Source organism: Arthrobacter cryoconiti (genome assembly GCF_020905375.1).
Classification (GTDB): Bacteria; Actinomycetota; Actinomycetes; order Actinomycetales; family Micrococcaceae; genus Specibacter; species Specibacter cryoconiti.
The window spans coordinates 197,160-217,651 of the sequence record NZ_JAJJBU010000014.1; the positions used below are offsets into that span (position 1 = coordinate 197,160).

At 60.8% G+C, this 20,492-nt stretch carries 11 protein-coding genes; 7 read left to right on the top strand and 4 right to left on the bottom strand.

All coding sequences use genetic code 11. The features are described from left to right. Window positions 1-90: 90 nt before the first annotated feature. Entirely contained in the window at window positions 91-3,183 is a 3,093-nt protein-coding gene (locus LOH53_RS08430) for a Tn3 family transposase (RefSeq protein WP_230067291.1), read from the bottom strand. 154 nt (window positions 3,184-3,337) lie between these two features. On the opposite strand from LOH53_RS08430, the gene LOH53_RS08435 reads away from it, so the two are divergent. Genes LOH53_RS08435 through LOH53_RS08445 form a run of 3 tightly spaced genes read left to right on the top strand, consistent with a single transcriptional unit; the run spans window position 3,338 to window position 10,778 of the window. Then, complete coding sequence (locus LOH53_RS08435) at window positions 3,338-3,769, top strand: MGMT family protein (RefSeq protein ID WP_230067292.1); 432 nt, start codon at window positions 3,338-3,340, stop codon at window positions 3,767-3,769. Continuing rightward, window positions 3,766-7,134, top strand: coding sequence for an ATP-dependent helicase (locus LOH53_RS08440; RefSeq protein ID WP_230067293.1), 3,369 nt, complete (start codon window positions 3,766-3,768; stop codon window positions 7,132-7,134). Before LOH53_RS08435 ends, LOH53_RS08440 begins: the two co-directional genes overlap by 4 nt. After that, entirely contained in the window at window positions 7,134-10,778 is a 3,645-nt protein-coding gene (locus LOH53_RS08445; RefSeq protein WP_230067294.1) for an ATP-dependent helicase, read from the top strand. Before LOH53_RS08440 ends, LOH53_RS08445 begins: the two co-directional genes overlap by 1 nt. Window positions 10,779-10,807: 29 nt before the next feature. Here the strand turns inward: LOH53_RS08445 and LOH53_RS08450 are convergent, their stop codons facing one another. After that, complete coding sequence (locus LOH53_RS08450; RefSeq protein ID WP_230067295.1) at window positions 10,808-12,217, bottom strand: macrolide 2'-phosphotransferase; 1,410 nt, start codon at window positions 12,215-12,217, stop codon at window positions 10,808-10,810. Between the two features lie 156 nt (window positions 12,218-12,373). Between LOH53_RS08450 and nudC the strand changes: the two genes are divergently transcribed. After that, complete coding sequence (gene nudC, locus LOH53_RS08455; RefSeq protein ID WP_230067296.1) at window positions 12,374-13,402, top strand: NAD(+) diphosphatase; 1,029 nt, start codon at window positions 12,374-12,376, stop codon at window positions 13,400-13,402. Between the two features lie 32 nt (window positions 13,403-13,434). Beyond that, window positions 13,435-15,546, top strand: a complete 2,112-nt coding sequence (locus LOH53_RS08460; protein ID WP_230067316.1) for an ATP-dependent DNA helicase UvrD2 — start codon at window positions 13,435-13,437, stop codon at window positions 15,544-15,546. Here the strand turns inward: LOH53_RS08460 and LOH53_RS08465 are convergent. Next, complete coding sequence (locus tag LOH53_RS08465) at window positions 15,507-16,619, bottom strand: TOMM precursor leader peptide-binding protein (protein WP_230067297.1); 1,113 nt, start codon at window positions 16,617-16,619, stop codon at window positions 15,507-15,509. The two genes, LOH53_RS08460 and LOH53_RS08465, sit on opposite strands and share 40 nt — an antisense overlap. A 162-nt stretch (window positions 16,620-16,781) precedes the next feature. On the opposite strand from LOH53_RS08465, the gene LOH53_RS08470 reads away from it, so the two are divergent. Beyond that, a complete protein-coding gene (locus LOH53_RS08470; RefSeq protein WP_230067298.1) occupies window positions 16,782-17,480 on the top strand; it encodes a M48 metallopeptidase family protein in 699 nt (232 codons plus the stop codon). Between the two features lie 68 nt (window positions 17,481-17,548). Here LOH53_RS08470 and LOH53_RS08475 read toward each other — a convergent pair whose 3' ends face one another. After that, window positions 17,549-18,970 (bottom strand): zinc-dependent metalloprotease, encoded by a 1,422-nt coding sequence (locus LOH53_RS08475; RefSeq protein WP_230067299.1) that lies wholly within the window; start codon window positions 18,968-18,970, stop codon window positions 17,549-17,551. A gap of 261 nt (window positions 18,971-19,231) precedes the next feature. Here LOH53_RS08475 and LOH53_RS08480 point away from each other — a divergent pair, with 261 nt between their 5' ends. Further along, entirely contained in the window at window positions 19,232-20,320 is a 1,089-nt protein-coding gene (locus tag LOH53_RS08480; RefSeq protein WP_230067317.1) for a YlbL family protein, read from the top strand. Window positions 20,321-20,492: the final 172 nt, after the last annotated feature.

Genomic DNA, 20,492 nt, shown 5'->3' on the forward strand with positions numbered 1-20,492 from the left:
TCGAGCGATCACAAAAAGCTGCCACCGAGCGCCAAAGTCCACAGCCGGGTCCCGGGACCGTCTCAGAGCCGGTCAGTTGTGGACGTCATGTTATTCGTCGTCGGTGGAGCTCGCTGGATCACGCAAAGGCCTGAGGTTGCCATCCGAGAGCGTGGTGAAGGCGTACCGTCCGTGGACATTGATGTGCGCATCTCCCAGGGGAGAAAGCCTCGCCACATCAGCGTCATCCACAACATGCCCCTGCTCCCGCAGGGCAGCCAGGGCTGCATCGATGTAGCGGGTGTTCCACAAGATAACCGCGTTCAAAACGAGCCCGAGTGCGCCGAGCTGGTCCTCCTGGCCCTCACGATACCGCTGGCGTAGTTCCCCGCGCTGGCCATAAAAGATTTTCCGGGCCATGCGGTGCCGGGATTCCTGGACGGTGAGTTGAACGTGAATCGAGCGGCGGTAACTCTCATCATCCGGGTCATACATGGCCAGCAGATGCAGGGTCTTGGCTGCACGCCCATAGTCAGCGAACGCAGCCCCGAGCGGGGTGGGGTTGCCGTCGCGGCCCAGCATCCGCAACAGGTCATAGCCGGCGACCGAACCACTGTGCAGGGACCCCACCACGCGCAGCATATCCGCCCATTGCGCCTGGATGCGCTCGGCGGAGAGCTTGTTCGTCGCGACCGCGTTCAGGGAACCATAATCAGCAGCAGGCCCACCGGGCACGGTGAGGCGCCACAGACGCTGGTCGGGCATATCGGCCAGACGCGGGCTGAACTGGTAGCCCAGCAGACGGAAGAGCCCGAACACGATATCGGAGTAGGAGGCTGTATCCGTCGCGATCATCTGCGGGGCGGGCCCGCCATCACGGTTGAGGATCACATCCAAGACATGCAAGGAATCACGCATCGTCCCGGTCACCACCACGGCCCCGATGCCGGAGACCTGATCGTTGATGGCGTTGAGCCAGGTCACGCCGCGGCCCTGACCGAAATAGTGTGGATTCGGGCCGGCATCCAGAGTGCGGACCGGGACAACGAACCGCAACCCGTCGACGGAGGCGACCAAGCCACCGCCCCATGCCCTGGCCGTCGGAACACCGGCCTGGGCATCGATCAAGAGGGCGTTGGCGGCGGCCAGGGTGTCGCTGCGCAGGTAGTTCTGCGCCACGTGTGAGAGCCTGCGACGGCTCAAGGCCGGATGCCCGTGTTTGATCACCGGGGCGAATCCGAGGTTGCAGCCTTCAGCGATTAGTACCGCGGCCATCGAAGTCGCCAGGTCCGCGAGCCGGGAACCGGAGGCCTGCCCCGCCATGCCCAAGTGGGTGAAATCGTTCAAATAGCCGGTCCAAGCGTTCACCTCCAGCAACACGTCAGGAAGATCCACCCGGGGCAGCATCCGCTCCACGGTATCCCGCAACGCGGTCAGCGTGTCCGGTTCCGGCACGGCTTCCAGCCGCGGCTGATGGACTCGTGTGCGCCCATCGGGGCCTGTTTCCAAACGAAGAAGGGCAGTGCCCGAGGTTGCTTCGGGCGGTCGGATCCGGGCGGCGAGAGCTGTGTAGGCCGTGTCCATCCGTGCCGCAAGGTCGCTGAGGTGGGCATCAACGGGGTCCTGTAATCGCAGCGCGGTGAGCACCTCGGGACGGGCCTGTTCCCACGCTTCACCGTTCAAAAGGCGGGCCCGCGGGTCACCCCACCGGACGGAATCCACCGCATACACATCCCGACGACGCAACGCCCGATGCAATGACTCCAGTACGCACAGCGTGTAGGCCCGGTGATCGACCACTTCATCCGGCGATTCCGGGCCAAGGAACACCAGCCGTCGCCACGACCCGACCACCACCTCATCCACGATCTCTGCCCGGGTCACCCGCTTGCGTCCAACCAGGCTCCCCAAGCCGCGGACCGCGGTCAACAAGGGGGTGGCCGCTAGCGTTGCGGCCAATGGCAAGACCTCAGCGAGTACCGGCACAAAGGGTCGGACGGTGGCGTATCGCTTCACCAGTTCCGCCTGCCCCTGGTCCTCGTCGTCCCCTGCGTCCGGGGCCAGTTCCTCAACTGTCGCCACTGCGGCCATAAGCTTCTCCCGCGATATGGCCGCTTGCAATCGGGTCCAGGCCTCTGCCGGGTCTAGGTCCGAGTCTTGCTCCTCGGCGCATTCGAGCATCACCTTTGCCGCCGCCGCCAACGTCACCGACGCCCGCCTCAATTGGGGCAGGGACCGCATCCGGTCCTTAGCCGATGCGCGCACCGCGGGCCCGATGAGCTTGGTCACCATCAGAACCGAGAACAAATCAAGGGCATCATCAACCGCCGAGACCTGCAACGCCCCGGCGGTAGCAACCAACGTCGCCCACCGGCGATGCTCCGGCATGCGCCGCAGCATCGCCGCATCCGATGACAGTCCGTAGCGAGCCAACACCTGGACGCGCCCCGCCGGAATCTCGCCCAAATCAACGCCACCAGCACCCAACCCGGCGATCTCCGCAGCGCGTTCCAATGCACGGACCATCTCCGGCCCCGATGCCCGGGTCGGGGCACGGCGCAGCCGCTCCAACCCCGAGGACCGCGAATCAGCTGGTACCGTCAGCAAATCATCAAGACCACGACCAAGCACCGGTGAAACCCGTCCCGCCAACACCGAATACAATCGATCGCCGGCCGCGCCCCTGACCTCGGCGACGAGCCTGGCCAACATGCTCACACCCGGTAACAGCACCCGCTCCGCACGAAGCCACGCCACGCCCTGGTCAAAGAGCTGGGTCGGACGCTCGGCCCGCGTCCACGCACGAGCCGTTAGGAAGCTCCTGAATTCGGTGGCAGTCTCGGGCTCTGATAACCGCCGGTACCCATAGACCCGGGCTATCTCCCAACGGTGCTCATAGGGCGTCTTTAACCGCTCCACGTAACTCCCCAAAACGGAACCATCGACAATTCCGAGCTGCCTTGCCACGAAATCAACCACCTCTTCTGGTACCGCCACCGGATCATCAAGAAACGTCCCCAGAAACCGCAATGTTCCCAACTGCACCCCAAAACCCAGCCGGCTACCCTCGCCACGACGGCGGCCAACCAACTCCAGATCCCGGTCATCAAGAAAGAAGAACCGTTCCAACTCGGCCCGCGAAACCGGTCCGGAGAACTGGCCATACACCGCTACTTGGTCATCACTGAGAAATTCAACTGGCATGACACCAACCTAAGCCAACCGCAAAGGCTTAGCGCCAACCACCGTTCCCCTGCAGGCCAGACCCCGGATACCACTGTGTGGGCGGAAAGCGGCCGAACTCGGAGCGAATGGGAGCGGCGCTGGGGTTACCTATTGCGGGAACTAGGCTGGTGACATGCGCGCAGAGTATGTTGAAGCGGTCCTGGACGTGGTGGAACTGATCCCAGCAGGGCACGTAGTTTCTTATGGTGACATTGCAGTACTGCTCGAAAGCGGTGGACCTCGCCAAGTGGGATCGGTCATGTCCCATCATGGCTCGGCAGTGACTTGGTGGCGGGTTATTCAGGCGAGCGGCAAACCACCTCTGTGTCACGATGCAACGGCACTGATGCACTACCGCGAGGAGGGTACTGCTCTGCGGGGAGACACAAGCGGAGAACATCCGTCGTGGCGCGTGGCCATGAGCAGTGCCCGCTGGAATCCAGCGGATACCGACTTCGACGCGATCGATGCTATTGCGGCGCGACTTCACTGCGCCGTCGAAGATGCCACTGAGACCATCAGTGCTGAAAAAATGTCTGAGCCTCGTGGTGGACTGAGATCATGAGTTCACGCCAGAATGCATCCACCGGTCCTTCAATTGCGAGGCAGCCTTCTCCGAAGCAGATCCAGCTTCCGCGCTTGACGCTGGTGGCGCCGGCGAGCTCTCAGACAGTTGCCCACATACCCACTGCGGATCAGCAAGCGGTGCTGGACATGACGCCGGGATCCGGACCGCTTCTGGTCTGGGGGGCGCCGGGCACGGGAAAGTCCACAGTGCTCATCGAGGCTGCCGTGCAGAGAATCGAACGCAGCGGTGTAGATCCCGCTGGAGTGCTGCTATTGGCACCCTCCAGACTCGCTGCTGCGAGGCTGCGTAATGCGTTTAGCGCCCGCCTGAGTCGCAGCCTGAGTACGTCTCCGGCCAGAACCTGGTCCTCCTACGCCTTCGACCTGTTGCGTCGGGCCAAGGTTGAGGGGCGGATGCCGTACATCGATGGTCCACCCAGGCTGATGAGCGGGCCTGAACAGGACCTGATTATCAAGGACCTGTTGGCCGGACACAAGCTTGGCTTAGGTACGGACCCAAACTGGCCTATTGATCTCAGGGATGCTCTGGACACGCGCGGTTTCCGCCAAGAGGTCCGTCAGCTCTTTGATCGCGTCATTGAATACGACGTAACGCCGGGTCGACTCGCTGAGCTAGGAGGAGCGTGCAACCGGCCGGACTGGGTAGCTGCCGCCTCTCTTTATCAGGAATATAGGGACGTCGTGGAATGGGGAAAATCCGGTTCCTACGATCCCGCTGGCATCATTACGGCCGCTCTCACGCTGCTGCTCAACGACTCCGAATTACTCGAGGTTGAACGCCGACGCCTCCAATTCATCCTGGTGGACGACATTCAGGAAGCTAACAGTTCCGTCCACCAGCTTCTGTCCGTCATCGCTCGCGGCAAGGACATCCTTGTGACGGCATCCCCGGACACCGTTGTCCAAGGCTTCCGAGGGGCCAGGCCCGATCTGGTCTCCTCATTGCGTGAGTCGTTGGCTGGCGACCAGGATCCCATCACCGAGTTTTCTCTCTCTGCCTCACACCGCATGACAGCTGAGCTTGGCAGGGCATGGAGCGGAGTAGCAGAAAGAATTGCCCATGGCCGGGGTGGGCATCGCGCACGCGTCCTGAAATGGCCCGTTTCGGAAACGGGGCCGGTAACTGTGCTGGGCGCTGCACTAGATCTGACGCCGGATAACCCGCAGCGAGCAGTTGAGCGTGAAAAGGGGGCGTCGTCCGTGAGCGCACACGTGGTGGCGTCTGAGGTCCATGAGCTGAGGCTAGTAGCCGAACGGATTCTGCACCTCCAACATCTCGCCGGGTACAGCCTCTCCGAGGTTGCAGTGATTGTGCGAACAGGCGGTGCCCTTGCCAGCCTGCAACGTTATTTGAGTGGGCTGGGTATCCCGGTGAAGGTGCCCGTTGCGGAGAACCCTGTGCGGGATGAGCCCGCCGTTAGGCCGCTACTCGACGCGTTCAAGGTGGCGCTGGACCCGAACGAATTGGACGCCGAGCTGGCGGTGTCACTGCTGACATCGCGGTTGGGTCGTTCTACTGCGTTGCACCTGCGCCGGCTGCGGCAGGCGCTGCGCCAGCAAGAACTGAACGACGGCGGTGGGAGGGCCAGTGATGAACTCCTGGTTGAGTCCCTCACCAGCCCGGAAAAGTTGGCATTGCTGGGCTGGGAAGGACTGAATGCGTCCCGGGTGGCGGCCATGATCGCTGCCGGTACGCTGGCCGTAGCGCAGCCTGGGGCCAACGCGGAAACGGTGCTGTGGGCGCTGTGGAATGCTTCTGATTGCTCTTCAACGTGGGAGCATCATGCCTTGCGTGGAGGTCCTACTGGCATTCGTGCGGATCGTGACCTGGACGCTGTCATGGCGTTGTTCCAAAGTGCCGAACGTTATGTTGACCAGTTGCCCGGATCCACGCCCCAACAGTTTCTTGACTATTTGCTCGGACAAGAACTGCCCATGGATACGTTGGCCGCCCGTGCCCAACGCAGCGACGCCGTGGAAATCCTCACTCCGGCTAGTGCAGCCGGACGGGAATGGCCGGTCGTGATCGTTGCTGGACTGCAGGAAGGCGTGTGGCCCAACACTCGTCTGCGCGGGGAACTACTGGGTAGCCAGCTCCTCGTAGAGGTGCTCGAACACGGGGCACAAACCGCGCGCCAGCTTGACCCGGCAACCTTGCTGCGCGACGTGCGGCACGACGAATTGCGCAGTTTTGCAACAGCCATTTCCCGGGCGAGCCGTCAGCTCATCCTCACAGGCGCCTCGGGGCATGATCTGCAACCATCTCAGTTCATCGATCTCGCCGCGCCGTATGTCCCTGAGCGCGACTCCGGCGGGGAGTCCCAATACCCGCTGCGGCCTGTGGAACAGGTTCCCAGGCCCATGACGTTGCGGTCACTGGTTGCGGAGCTGCGCCAAGAATCAGAGATGCACGCAGAGCCAGAGGCTGCTCGCATGCTGGCTGTGCTGGCAACTGAGTCGGTGCCGGGCGCAGCGCCATCGGATTGGTGGGGGTTGTGCCCGCTAAGTTCCGCGGAACCGATAGTGGCAGAGGGGGGCGTGGTCACGGTTTCGCCGTCGAAAATTGAGGCTGTGTTGAAGTCCCCACTGAACTGGTTTGTCAAGGCAGCAGGGGGAGAGGCAAGCACGGATTTTGCTCGCAGCCTTGGTACGCTCATTCACTCCATCGCCGAGCATATTCCAGAAGGTGCCGGTCATGAGTACCTCCAAGAGCTAGAACGCCGGTGGCCAGCACTCGGCATGGGTGATACCTGGGAGGCCGAGAAAGACTATGAGCGAGCTCAGGAAATGGTGCGCAAGCTTGCCCAATATGTGGTGGAGGCGCGGCAAAGCGGACGCACGCTCATCGACGTTGAGGTGGATTTCGAGGTTGAGATCCCGGCGGACTTCGCCATGGAGCGAACAGTGCTCTTGCGGGGCCAAGTGGATCGTTTAGAAGCTGACGCCAACGGGAACTTAGTGATTGTCGATCTAAAAACTGGGAGGAGCAAACCCACGGCGAAAGAGATTGAACTTCATCCCCAACTTGGTGCCTATCAAGCCGCAGTGTTGGCAGGAGCGTTTGACGGCGTCGCCGCTACAGCTGGCTTTGTGAATGCCGGTTCCGGAGGGGCTGCACTGTTACCGCTGGGGGACGGGACCAAGGCCGCCAAAACCCAGGACCAAGCACCCCTCACAGCGGGCGCTGACGACTGGGCAACTCCGGAAGTCCTTCAAGCGGCTTTCCTCATGGCCCAAGCCACGTTCCCGGCCCGTCACGGCGCCGACTGGAGCGAACGCAGCGGCTGCCCCTTACCGACTATCTGCCCGCTGTGCCGTGAAGGGAAGCAGGTCATCGAATAATGAGCTTGAAGCCCACAAAAGCCGCGGATATCCAGGCTGCGCCAGCCAAAGCCGCGCCAGCCCAAGATACTGCGGACGCCCAAGCCGCGCCTACTCAGAACGGTTTGAGCAGCGCGATTCGCAGCCCTCGTGAACTGGCGGAAATGTTAGGCCAATTCCCGCCCACCGACGAGCAGTGCGCCATCATCGCCTCGCCGTTGGAACCACTCCTGGTGATTGCGGGAGCCGGATCTGGCAAAACCACCACGATGGCTGACCGAGTCGTTTGGCTTGTAGCCAACGGGTTCGTGCTGCCCGAAGAAATCCTCGGTGTCACGTTCACACGCAAGGCCGCCGGCGAGCTGGCTTCACGCATCCGCACCCAGCTGGCCAAGCTGGGCGCATTGGCACGCTCGGGGGAGGCGGAGTTATCCCGTGCAGCCGGAGCCCGTGATGCTCTAGAACCCAAGGTGTCCACGTATCATTCCTACGCCAGCGGTATCGTCGGGGACTACGGTCTGCGGCTGGGTATAGAGCGCGACGCCGTCGTCCTTGGTGCTGCGGAGGCTTGGCAGTTAGCCAGCGACGTCGTCGAAGCTCACGATGGCGAACACGCACATTTCACTGCGGCCAAGTCCACGCTCATCCAGTCTGTGATGGATCTGGCCGGTGAATGTGCCGAGCACCTTGCGGATACACGCGACGTACGTGCCGAGCTGGATGCGTGGGTGGGAGAATTTGAGGCGCTGCCCTATGTTGCCGAGACTACAAAACCGCGCACAGCGTCAGCCAACAAGCTCCTGGATGTGCTGCGAACTCGGGGAAGCGTTGTCGACCTGGTCCAGCGCTACGCCCAGGCCAAGCGCCGTCGCAATGTCCTGGACTACGGTGACCTCGTGGCGCTGGCAGCCCGGATTGCCAAGGAAGTCCCACACGCTGGTGAGATGGAGCGGCGTCGCTACAAAGTGGTTCTACTGGATGAGTTCCAGGACACGTCCCACGCCCAGCTGACGCTCTTTGCCGAGCTATTTGGCAACGGACACCCCGTCACCGCGGTGGGGGATCCGCACCAATCGATCTACGGATTCCGCGGAGCCTCAGCTGGTCAGCTATTCCGCTTCCCGGAGATCTTTCGTAAGGGTGGCGGTGAGTACGCGGCCACCGCCGAGCTCACCATCGCGTGGCGTAATTCCGCCCACGTCCTGGCCGCCGCGAACGTCATGTCAGCTGAGCTGACGAAAGCGGCGACTCGCAACGGCAACGCCAAACTTGCGGCCGGTCTGACGGATGCCGAAAGAGACTCAGCAGGGCCACGGGTACACGTATCGGCATTGCGTCAGAAGCCCAATGCCCCGGCTGGCGAGGTAGTACTGGCACGCTTTGACACGGAGTTGGTGCAGGCGCAGGCTATTGCCAAGGAAATCCTCTCCCGCAAGGGTGATTTCACGTCCCGTCGCGGAGTCCAAGGGGCGATGACTGTGGCCGTTTTGTGCCGCCGTCGAGCTCAGTTCGCAATCCTCGTCTCGGTGTTTGAATCCCGTGGCATTCCCTATGAAATCATCGGCCTCGGTGGGTTACTGTCCACACCAGAGATAGTGGACCTTGTCGCTACACTGCGTGTCATTGCCGATCCCGGCCGGTCCGACGCTCTCATGCGTTTGCTCACGGGTGCGCGCTGGCGGATTGGTCCAGCCGATCTCATGGCGTTTGCCGACTGGTCACGGTACTTGGCCCGCCGTCGTGCTTGGGCAGCCAAAAACGGCGTGAGCTTTGACGCGGTGGCGATCGATGCCCGCTCGGGGGAAGCCGATCGCGCCATGAGCGGAGATGGCGCAGAGCCGGGCACGCAAGCGCAAAGCAGGATTACAGATGATTCCGGCAGCGCTTTTGTGGCGGACAAAGAACGGGTGGTTGAGGCAGATATCGTAGACTCCGCATCCCTCGTCGAGGCGCTGGACTACCTGAGCGCTGACTATTGGCCTCAGGCAGCGCGACCACTTAGCGAAACGGCACGGCAGCGGTTGCTGCTGCTGCGCGATGAATTGCGGATGCTGCGCGGCTATGTGGGAGAGGATCTCACGACCTTGCTGGGCGTTGTGGAACGGACCATGCTCTTGGACATCGAACTGGCCGCCCGGCCCGGCTCCAGCATCCATCATGCAAGGCGTAATCTCGACGCGTTCGCTGACGCTGCAGCCACTTTTGTCCAAGCGGCGCAGCGGGTAGACCTGGCGGCATTTCTAGCCTGGCTTGAAACGGCTCAATCTGAGGAGGGTGGCTTGGAAATGGCGTCCGTGGAGACAAACCCAGACGCGGTTCAGCTCTTGACCGTCCACGCATCCAAAGGACTGGAATGGGATGTGGTGTTTGTGCCCAGCATGAACGCCGGAGCGTTCCCCAGTGCCAAAGCTGATCGCTGGACTACGGGCGCCAAATCACTTCCTTGGCCGCTGCGCGGAGACAGGGATGACCTCCCCGTCTGGGATACGAACGTTTCCGACATGAAAATGCTGGTGGATAACGAAAAATTGTTTGCCGCAGACGTCTTGCTGCACGGCGAGGACGAGGAGCGTCGCCTGGCCTACGTGGCATTCACCCGCGCCCGTGACTACCTGATGTGTAGTGCCACGGTGTGGGGGAGCTCCAAGTCTCCACTGGAGCCCTCCAAATTCCTCTCCGAACTCTTACCCCTCAGCGAAGGTGCGGCGCATAGTGCACAGTTAGTGCAGTGGTCCCCGAATCCCGAAGATGGCACTGCGAACCCTGTCAGCACTAGCGAGGAGAGCGCACTGTGGCCCTATGATCCGCTCAATGGACCGGTCATAGTGGGGCGCAGCGGAAGTGCACAACGCACTGGCCGGCGGGATAACGTGGAGGCTTCCGCAGCTGCTGTCAGAACCGGAATTCCCACTGCCACCAGCGCCGAGCGGTCAACCACCGGTTCGGCTTCACGGGGTTCGGTGAATACCATCGGCACGGCGGAGTTCTTGGCTGCGAACGCACGCTGGGGAAATGAGGTCTCGGTGCTACTTGCGCAGGAAAAGATAACCTCGGATCAGCTACGTGTGGAACTTCCTCCCCATATTTCCGCTTCCCGTCTGGTGGCTTTGGGCGAAGACGCGGAAAAGGTTACCCGTGCCATGCGTCGGCCTGTCCCGACGAAACCGGGGATGGCCGCCCGCAAAGGTACCGCTTTCCATACCTGGATCGAGGAGTATTTCGCAACCACTGGTCAGCTGGAATTCGAGGAAAATGTTGGGGCGGACGCCTACGTGGATGAGGCCTATGGGCTAGCCGAAATGCAAGAGACCTTCCGGAACTCGTCTTGGGCGCACCGGACCCCTGCAGAACTGGAAGTGCCCATTGAAACCCGTGTGGCCGGCGTTGTGGTCCGTGGACGCATCGACGCGATTTTTAGGGACGACGACGGCGGTTGGGAGCTGATTGACTGGAAGAGCGGCAAGGTACCCACCAAGGCGCAGCTGGCTGTACGTGGTGTGCAGCTAGCCGTATACCGGCTGGCTTGGTCAAGGCTAAAGAACGTGCCGCTAGAACAAGTACGGGCTGCGTTTTACTATGTGGGAGAAGACAAATTGATCCGTCCCGTTGATTTGGCGGGTGAGACGGAACTAGAGGCAATCATTACCAACGCATATGAGGCGTGAAATCCCGTGGAAGCGGGTATCCCGGACGGCTAATTTTCCAGTCGAATGACCTTCAAGGCAGTCGTGTCAACGTCCTCCGCCGATCCTGGTTTCACAGGTTCCTCAGATTCCGCAGTTTTCACAGGTTCCTCATGGGCTGGATCGCTGGAAATTTTGGCTGAACCGCTCGTGGAAATATCGGGTTGAGCAGACTCTGCAGGACTGTTCGCAGAAGCCTTATCATTCACGGTTGTCTTATCAGCAGTCGGCCCGGACTTTTCTGCTGATTCAGTGTCAACGGATGCGGATGTGCCAGCTTTATTTGGTTCAACCGGCTCACCTGGTTCACCCGGGAGTTCCCCAGATAGCGGTTTACGGGCCGCGCCAGCCTCGAGGGATTCGCTATTTTCCGTAGGCTCGATCTTGGTGACAGTGACGGATTTTTTGGCAGGCTCCGATACTTGCCCAGCTGATTCCTGCTTAGCATCTTCTTGCTTAGCGGAGGAGACAGCTTGTGCCTTTGGTCCCGGATCGGTGCTGATGGGCTGACCGCCGTGAGCGTCAATGTCCGCCTTGAGGGTAGCCAACATGCTTTCTGCGTCCGCCACCATGCGCGCAGAATCGGTGGCAAAGCCTTTGACAAGCCATTGAGCCAGAGCAAATTCGGCGCTGAGAGCCGCTCTGCGCAGCAAATGTGGATCGGGGGACTCATGGCGCGCAGCCGAGTAAGCCAGCATGACCGTGTCCACAAAGTCGGGATCATTGATGGCAACCAGCCAAGCGAAGTCATCGGCAGGGTCCCCTACCCGCAGATCAGTCCAGCCCATCACAGCAGTCAGGCGTGAGCCTTCGAGCAAAATGTTGTCCTCATGGAGGTCTCCGTGGACCACAGAGGCATTGAATCGCCACAGAGCCACGTCTTCCATGGCATGCTCCCACCGGCGGAGCAGGGACGGGGGGATCTTGCCTGTTGTGGCGGCTTGGTCAAGCTCATTGAGTTTTCGCTGACGGAATTCGTTGGCCGTGTAACTTGGCAAGTCGGCGTTCGTGACCAGATTTTGTGGCAGGTCGTGGATAGCGGCAATTGCCGCTCCGATTTCTTGGGCCAGGGTGGCGCCGCCGGCGGATAGTTCCTCCACGGATTCGGCCTTGCCGGGAATGTGGGAGTAGACAAATGTGATGAGTTCATCTTGGCGGACCGTCCCTGCCACAGTGGGCAGAAGGAACGGCAATTCGGCACGAATGGCCGGTGAGAACGCACGCAGCACCTGGCGCTCGGTTTCTAGACGGGCACTGGCTTCTGCGTGTCGTGGCGAGCGGACACGCCAGCGTCGACCTTCTGAATCCACCAGAAGCGCAGCGTTGAAATCGGCGGCATCGTCAGGCTCTGGACCAAAGGCTGTGACGTTGAGCCCGGGCACGGCCGCGCTGGCAACAGCGGCCAATTCGATTGCAGTCATTCGTCTCACACCTCCACCGTAGAGGGAAGGAGTGGCAACTGTCTGCGCTTGCGGCGGCGAGTCGCGAGAAGTAGTCTGGCGCTCGCTGAGCCTGCACTGTCCACAGAAGGTGGTGATGGAATGTAAAAACCGCGCTGGACTGCGTACGGTAGAAGCATGATCCATGCCTTAACGTCGCCAGAAGCTGTGCTCGAACGCAACTGTGAATCGCGAAATGCCGATGGATTTTTGGCACAGGTGCAGGCCGAAGCTGGGCATCGCGTCGTTTTGATGAAGAACGGCAAAGCGCTGGTGCAGGATAACCAACTTGTACTCTTACCAGGAACAGGTTTTCCTGAGCATCTTCTAGGGCCTGCATTGACGGTCTACTTAGGGCAGTCGCTGCCAAGCCACCATCCACACCTGCCTGCCGGAACGCACCTGATCTTGCAGATCTTGCCCCAGGACGACGCCGACCCCCAGTGGGTTCCCGAAGGCGCAGTTTTCGCCGGATACCGGGACGCAGCGTCGATACTGCCTTCGGCCGACGCCGCTGTTTTTATAGAGGCTCAGGCTGTCGCGAACTGGCACAAGTCTCACAGGTACTGCCCACGCTGTGGTTCCCTGACCGAAATTAAAAATGCTGGGTGGATGCGCCGTTGCACGGCAGACGGTTCCGAGCATTTCCCGCGCACGGACCCGGCCGTCATCGTCGCTATCGTGGGGGGCGACGATCGGATTCTTCTGGCTAACAACTTCGCGTGGGAGGAAAACCGTTACTCTACTGTGGCCGGGTTCGTTGAAGCCGGTGAGAGCGGAGAGCAGGCGGCCGTGCGTGAAATCGCTGAAGAAGTAGGCGTTCATTTGGACTCTGTCGATTACGTGGGATCTCAGGCGTGGCCTTTCCCGCGGTCTTTCATGCTTGGTTACATGGCACATACTCTCGACACGAACGCCGTGCCAGATAATCAAGAAGTTAGGCAGGCCCGCTGGTTCGCTCGCGCGGAACTCCAAAGAGCAGTGCTCAACGGCGAGGTTATTATTTCCCAGCGGCTGTCCATCGCTCGCTCGCTAATCGAGCACTGGTATGGCGGACTGATCGCTGAGCCAGCCGAGTCGGGAGAGCAATTTATGAGCGGCGAAATCAGCAGCACCGAACTGAGTGATTCATCCGCCACAGCAGTAGAAAATGGCGAGCGGGCGTGACTTCTAAATCCCTGCAGACGAGTGTCCCCGTCATGGACGAGAGCACGGCAGAGGAGCGCATTCTCGCGGGACTAGATGAGGAACAGCGCGCTGTCGCGACCACACTGTCCGGGCCCCTGTGTGTATTAGCCGGTGCGGGAACGGGTAAGACCCGGGCTATCACACACCGCATCGCCTACGGTGTTCACACTGGTGTGTACAACCCCAACCGACTCTTGGCGGTCACCTTTACGGCCAGGGCAGCCGCCGAGATGCGTACTCGCTTGCGGGATTTAGGTGTCGGCACTGTCCAAGCACGCACCTTCCACGCTGCTGCTCTGCGGCAGCTACAGTATTTTTGGCCGCATGCTGTCGGCGGTCAGCTGCCGGGTTTGCTCGACCACAAAGCACAGCTCATCGCTGCGGCAGCCAGCCGTCTGCGGCTGCCTACTGACCGAGCGGCCATCCGTGACCTGGCCTCGGAAATCGAATGGGCCAAAGTTTCCATGCTGACTCCCGAGACGTATTTGACCCACGCCCACGACAGGGGAGAACCGGGTGGCCTGGACACGATCGCCGTCGGCCGTCTGTTCCAAGCGTACGAGGACGTCAAGGGAGACAGGAACCTCATTGATTTCGAGGATGTCCTGCTGATCACGGTGGGTATCTTGGCTGAGGATCCACGGGTTGCTGCAACGGTGCGCGAGCAGTATCGACACTTTGTGGTGGACGAGTATCAGGATGTTTCGCCTCTTCAACAGAGGCTCCTGGACCTGTGGCTCGGTGGGCGTGAGGAATTATGTGTAGTCGGCGACGCCAGCCAGACCATTTACTCCTTTACCGGCGCTACGCCGCGGCACCTCCTAGATTTTCGTACGCGCTATCCCGAGTCCAAGGTAGTGAAGCTGGTCCGGGATTACCGTTCCACTCCGCAGGTGGTCGGTTTGGCCAACACACTGCTAAAAAGCCGCCGCAGTAGTGGGCTGAGTGCGGATTCCCTCTGGTCTGCGCCTTTGGACTTGGTGGCCCAGCGGCCCAGTGGAGCGGCTGCAGAGTTCCTAGAATGCAGCGACGACGAGGCTGAGTCTGCTGCCGTAGCGGATCGCATCAAGATTCTCATCGATCACGGCACTCAGGCCAGCGAAATTGCCGTCTTGTTTAGGACCAATGGTCAGTCAGAAGCCTATGAACGTGCGTTGGCCGGGGTCGGTGTGGGCTATCAACTCCGAGGAGGTGAGCGTTTCTTTGCTCGCAAGGAGGTGCGTGATGCCATCTTGCAGATGCGTGCGGCCTCACGGGCGGCGGTTGAAGAGCCTCTGGGACAGTTGGTGAGGGATATCTTGGGGAATCTGGGATATCAGAACGAGGCACCAAAATCTGGAGGGGCAGTCCGCGAACGGTGGGAGTCGCTAGCGGCGCTTGTGGCACTTGCTGACGAATTGGTGGTGGCCCGGGATACACCCGAACATGCCTTCAACTTGGTGGATTTTGTGGCAGAGCTGCAAGAACGTGCCACTGCCCAGCATGCACCAACGGTTCAGGGGGTGACATTGGCGTCGCTGCATTCGGCCAAGGGGCTGGAGTGGGACGCTGTGTTCTTGGTGGGGCTCAGCGAGGGCCTGATGCCCATTTCTTTTGCTGACACGCCGGAAACAGTGGATGAGGAACGGCGGCTTCTCTACGTGGGTATTACCCGTGCCCGGGAATTTCTAAATTTCTCCTGGTCCACAGCCCGCACGCCTGGTGGGCGTGCCAACCGGAAGCCTTCCCGGTTTCTGGATGGGCTGCGTCCTGGATCCGTGGGAGGCGAACCGACGGGTCCGCGGCTAGCCGCGGCGGGCAAGCGCCGCAAAACCGCCGCACCATCGCTATGTCGGGTATGCGGAAAGGTTCTTACAACGGGGGCCGAACGCAAGATCGGCCGCTGCAATTCCTGTCCGGCAGGGTATGACGAAGCCGTCTTTCAAGAGCTGCGAGCTTGGCGGCTGGAAGAAGCCACCGCAGCGGATGTCCCTGCGTTCGTGGTATTTACCGACGCGACACTTATTGCCATCGCCGAGGCGGCGCCTCAAGACTTGGCTGGTCTTTCGAACCTCCCGGGAGTGGGCCCGGCCAAACTGGAACGTTATGGAGAGGCTGTGCTGGAGATTGTAGCCAGCGCTTGACGTTGAAGCTGGCAGCCGCACTCCGGATGGGTGCTGAATTCTGCCCGGGTCCACCGACCATTGTCGGGATGAAACGCCATAACGGATGACCATGCACTGGGGCGATTGACACCATCAAGGAATAACAGGGCTTGTGCAGCACCTGTGCCAGCCAGGGCCATGGCGAGGGCAGCACTTTCGAGCAACTCCGGCCGGTGCCTCTGCGCAGACCCGTGGAGGGAGCTGGCGTCGGTGCTGCTGCCATCGGCCAATTGCTGGCTCAGCGCCAGCCAAGCGGGGTCGCTTGCACTTCGATGCCGTTCCACGCATTCGGCACACGCAGTCTGCCCTGGCGACACCAACGGACCAACTGTGCCGTCTTGCTCACGTACCAGGACGAACAGGTGGGGGCGGTCCGCGCTCATGAAACGCGAGGTTGTTTGCGCACCAACAGCGTCATGCGCTATCACGATGGCTAAGTCTAAGCAGCGGGTATCTGGTCCGCCCACGCCGCCATCGTGGACCACGTGCGCACGGCACCCGGGGTCCACCGCCAGTGCTTGCCGGCGTACCGCAGCCGATCGCGGCAGGCCAATGTCAACCAGACGGAACGATCCTGGGCCTACATCCACTGCCGACACTGGCTGGTCATCCTCCAGTAAGATTGTTCCTAGACCAGCGCTGACCAGCACAAGCGCCAGAGCAGCACCTGTGCGACCTAAGCCGATGACGTGCACGACGCCGTGTTCTCGCCTGGCCATGTAGGCACTTGACGGCTCCCGGTAAAGACCCAAAAGGGCTGAGCGTTCGGGAAGCAGACGTTCGGACCGGAAACCGTGGGCGCTTATCTCGGCGTCGTGGAATAGCAAGCCCTTCAAGCTCGTGCAGATCTCCTGTGCCCGCTCCGCAGAGAGTCCCATGGCCGCTGATGCCTTCGTAATCTCGGCGTCTGGAATGCCCCTGCGAAGCGCCTCGATGAAGAGCAGGTCGCGATCCGCAAGCCCTTCGATGATGGTGCCCCCTGGGCCAACGCCGATCTGGATGCCCTGGGAATCGCGGCGGACCATACGAAGACCTGGATTGATAGTTGCCATGGTGTCCTCCTGACTGCTTCACACGCCAGGCCAGTGCTGGCCGGTGCTGTGATCTTGGCACATGCGAACGTTCTGTGCTCGAAGTTATCCACAGGCAAGGAGTTGTCCACAATTGTTCCGGGTGGTTCGAATTCCGCTGGTTCGCCGCGGTACGGTCTATGCATGGCGACACACGAACGACCCGGACGCAAAGACCCTCGGCGAAAGCCGATCGGGTATGGAACTCCGGGTCCGCTAGGAGATTCACTCTCCGCTCACACGGGCGCAAGTGGCGCTCCCGTGGTGGTGCGCCGCACGCGTCGGCGCAAGACGGGGATCGCGGCATTCTGGGAAGGAGGCCGCGCCGTCATCGCTGTCCCCGCCCGGCTGAGTTTGGAAGACGAACAGTACTGGGTGCCGCACATGGTCTCGCGGCTGGAGGTGGATCAGCGCACTAACGCTGCTGGCCGGCGTCGCACCCCTGCCAGCGACGATGCCTTGATGCGCCGTGCCACCTTCCTCTCGGAACAATATTTGGCGGGTAGGGCGGTAGCCCAATCAGTGCGGTGGGTGACAAATCAAAAAGGCCGCTGGGGTTCTTGCACTCATGGACGCGGGACCATTCGAATTTCCCATCATGTTCAGGGGATGCCGGAGTGGGTCCTGGACTATGTCTTGCTCCACGAACTTGCCCATTTGATCCATCCGAACCACGGCGCTGGTTTCTGGGCCGAGCTTGCTAGCTACCCGCATGTAGAACGGGCAAAGGCGTTCCTTGACGGCGCATCGTTCGCCTCTTCCCGCAATATCATCGGCATGGGTGATGGCACGGAGGAAGAAAGCGCCCGGATGGATGAAGCTGGTCGAGAACCATGGCTTTAGCGTAAATCTAGAGAAGACGCGGTTACTGGCGGCGTTAGTCAACCGCCAGTAACCGCGTCTTCGGGGCCTTAATCTTTGGGCTCTGAATGATCCGGCGCGTCGGGGTCTTCAGGGGTTTGTTGATCGTCCGGGAGATTGTCAGTTTCCTGTGGCAGGTCATCGAAGCCCCCGTCGAGAAGCTTGGCCAGTGCCGCATCAACGTCAGATTCTGAGGCGTCGGCCGCGGACCGCCGGGCGCTAAAGCCCGCAGCATCGTCAAGGTCGGCGGAGGTCGGCAGCAGGTCCGGGTGCGCCCAGATGGCGTCGCGGCCGGTGATGCCCCGTTCTTCCCGCAAGGAAGACCACAAGGCAGCAGCCTCGCGCAGGCGGCGGGGACGCAGCTCCAGGCCTACCAACGAGCCAAATGCGTGTTCCGCCGGACCTCCGGTGGCCCGTCGTCGACGAATGGTCTCGCGAATTGCGGGCGCTGAAGGCAGATTTGTGGCAGCAGAGAACGTGACCTCGTCCACCCAGCCCTCCACAAGGGCCAGTGCCGTCTCAAGTTTGGCGAGGGCGGCGTCTTGTTCAGGAGTCCGGGCCGGCATGAAGACCCCTTCGGACAGGGCAGCCTGCATGGCTTCCGGGTTGCTCGGGTCAAGATTCTGGGCCAAGTCTTCGATGCGGGACATGTCGATGTGGATGCCTCGGGCATAAGTTTCAATAGTTCCCAAAAGGTGTCCGCGAAGCCACGGGACCTGGACAAAAAGGCGCGCATGAGCGGCCTCCCGCAGCGCTAAGAACAGAAGAATTTCCTGCTCCGGTACACCCAAACCCTCCCCGAACGTTTTGACGTTGGCCGGAAGTAGGGCCATCTGCAAATCGGCCAGCGGAATCCCGATGTCCGTAGAGCCCACAACTTCCTTGGCGAGTTCTCCAACTGCGGCGCCAAGCTGGAGTCCGAAGAGAGCGCCGCCCATGTTTTGCATCATGGACGCGGCACCTCCCATCATGGACTTCATTTCTTCGGGCAGTTGCTCATTCATGGCTGTTGAGATGGCAAAGGCGATGCTATTTGCAACAGGTTCGGTGAGCCGTTGCCATGTGCCCAGCGTTTCCTCAACCCATTCCGCTCGCGACCAAGCACGTCCCATGATTCCCGTGGCAGCCAGCTCCGTGTAGGGGTCCAGCCACATTTCCGCCAAGCGAAGGGCTTCATCGACTTCACGGGATTGAGCTGCAGTCACAGAAGGATCATCGCCAGCGGCAGCTTTTCGGGCTGCATCGTGGGCCAATTCCCAGTTAACGGGAGTATCCGAGGAGTTTGTCATCATGGACTGGACTTGTGAAAACATTTGGGCCAGCACAGCGGGGTCCGATGGCAACCCGGCAGCCTTAGCCAGCTCACTTGGATCAAAGCCTTCCATCCCGCCTTCGCCCATGAGCTTGGCAAGCATTTCAGACAACGGGTCCTGGGGTGTGTCGTCGTCGTTATTGGCTGGTGTGGAAGACATGGTGTCCCGATCCTCGCAGTGGATGCTGTTGAACTTTACGTTACCGCCGCCGCGCATAGTTGTCGCCCTTTGTACCCCTTCTGTTCGCTACCGGCAAAGGGGAGAAAACGTTCGTTTGTGCGCTGCCGGAGGATCTCGGATGTTCCCAGCGAGAACACGGAGATTCGCAGTAGGGTAGGGGATGGACTTTGCGCTGAAGAGTGCATCTGGACTGCCCGTTGCAAGATCCTGTGCCATGGAAAGGTAAGTGCATTGACAGAAGTGAACCAGCAAGCGGCACCGCAGCCGCCCGCTGTTGCCCGTGACAAGCGTCGTTCGCTCATGGCGGCCTCGGGCGTCGTAGCCGTAGTGCTTGCCGTGGCGGCACTTACAATTCCAGCCCCTTACGTCATTGAAACACCGGGGCCAGCTATCAATACGATAGGGAAGCTGAACAATCAACCCGTCATCACCGTCTCCGGTCACGAAAGCTTCCCAGCTTCCGGAGGCAGCCTGGACCTGACCACGGTGCGCTTGAGCGGAGGCCTGGCGGATGACCAGATCAATATCTTCCAAGCCTTCTCCGCATGGCTTACGCCGTCGGACACTGTTTACCCGTCCGAGCTCATTTATGCCCCAGGCGTCAGCGCGGATTCGGTGAGCAGCGAGAATACTGCTGCCATGACGTCCTCTCAAGAAAATGCGACGGCGGCTGCCTTTACGGCCTTGGGCATCGATTTCGCATCGGTTCTCTCCGTTGCCTCGGTGCCTGCCGATGGTGCCTCCGCGGGTGTTCTTAAGCCCGACGACGTCTTGGTCGCTGTAGGGGATAAGCCCATTACGAAGCTCGCTGACATCCAGTCGGCTCTGGCAGCAAGTAGCGGCGCCGTCGTCTCCGTGAAGATCCGTCGTGCTGGCCAAGCGCAGACTGTATCCGTGACTCCGAAGACAGGAACCGACGGAAAATACTTGCTGGGTATCTCTTTGGCGAACAAATTCACGTTTCCCTTTGACGTGAAGATTTCCCTCAGCAATATTGGTGGGCCCAGCGCTGGCATGATTTTCGCTTTGGGCATCATGGATACTTTGACCCCTGGGGAATTGACTGGCGGAGCGCACTTTGCCGGCACCGGAACCATTGATCCGCAAGGGAACGTTGGCGCGATTGGTGGCATTGCACAGAAAATGGTTGGTGCGCATAATAACGGTGCCAAGTACTTTTTGGCACCAGCCGCAAACTGTTCAGACGTGGTAGGACATGTCCCGAACGGGCTTCGAGTGATCAAAGTGGCTACTCTAAAGGAAGCGTACGATGCCGTCTCCGCTATTGGTGCCGGAAAAGACTCGTCCGCGTTGCCCACTTGCACGTAACGATTGAGCAACACTAGGAACTTGATCCCTGGACCATTCGTGGCAGGGTTAAGGCACTGGCTACGCCAGGGCCAAGAACAGCACTAGCTTACGAACCGCCAAAAGCAAACAGAGGTAAGAGTGACATCCCGCCCAGCCCCGTCTCCACGTAGTTCCGCCAGGCCAAAACGCC

What these genes read in the sequence shown, in the direction of transcription:
- LOH53_RS08430 (WP_230067291.1), bottom strand. Translation starts at nt 3,183, where the DNA reads ATGCCAGTTGAATTTCTCAGTGATGACCAAGTAGCGGTGTATGGCCAG.
- LOH53_RS08435 (WP_230067292.1), top strand. Translation starts at nt 3,338, where the DNA reads ATGCGCGCAGAGTATGTTGAAGCGGTCCTGGACGTGGTGGAACTGATC.
- LOH53_RS08440 (WP_230067293.1), top strand. Translation starts at nt 3,766, where the DNA reads ATGAGTTCACGCCAGAATGCATCCACCGGTCCTTCAATTGCGAGGCAG.
- LOH53_RS08445 (WP_230067294.1), top strand. Translation starts at nt 7,134, where the DNA reads ATGAGCTTGAAGCCCACAAAAGCCGCGGATATCCAGGCTGCGCCAGCC.
- LOH53_RS08450 (WP_230067295.1), bottom strand. Translation starts at nt 12,217, where the DNA reads ATGACTGCAATCGAATTGGCCGCTGTTGCCAGCGCGGCCGTGCCCGGG.
- nudC (WP_230067296.1), top strand. Translation starts at nt 12,374, where the DNA reads ATGATCCATGCCTTAACGTCGCCAGAAGCTGTGCTCGAACGCAACTGT.
- LOH53_RS08460 (WP_230067316.1), top strand. Translation starts at nt 13,435, where the DNA reads ATGGACGAGAGCACGGCAGAGGAGCGCATTCTCGCGGGACTAGATGAG.
- LOH53_RS08465 (WP_230067297.1), bottom strand. Translation starts at nt 16,619, where the DNA reads ATGGCAACTATCAATCCAGGTCTTCGTATGGTCCGCCGCGATTCCCAG.
- LOH53_RS08470 (WP_230067298.1), top strand. Translation starts at nt 16,782, where the DNA reads ATGGCGACACACGAACGACCCGGACGCAAAGACCCTCGGCGAAAGCCG.
- LOH53_RS08475 (WP_230067299.1), bottom strand. Translation starts at nt 18,970, where the DNA reads ATGTCTTCCACACCAGCCAATAACGACGACGACACACCCCAGGACCCG.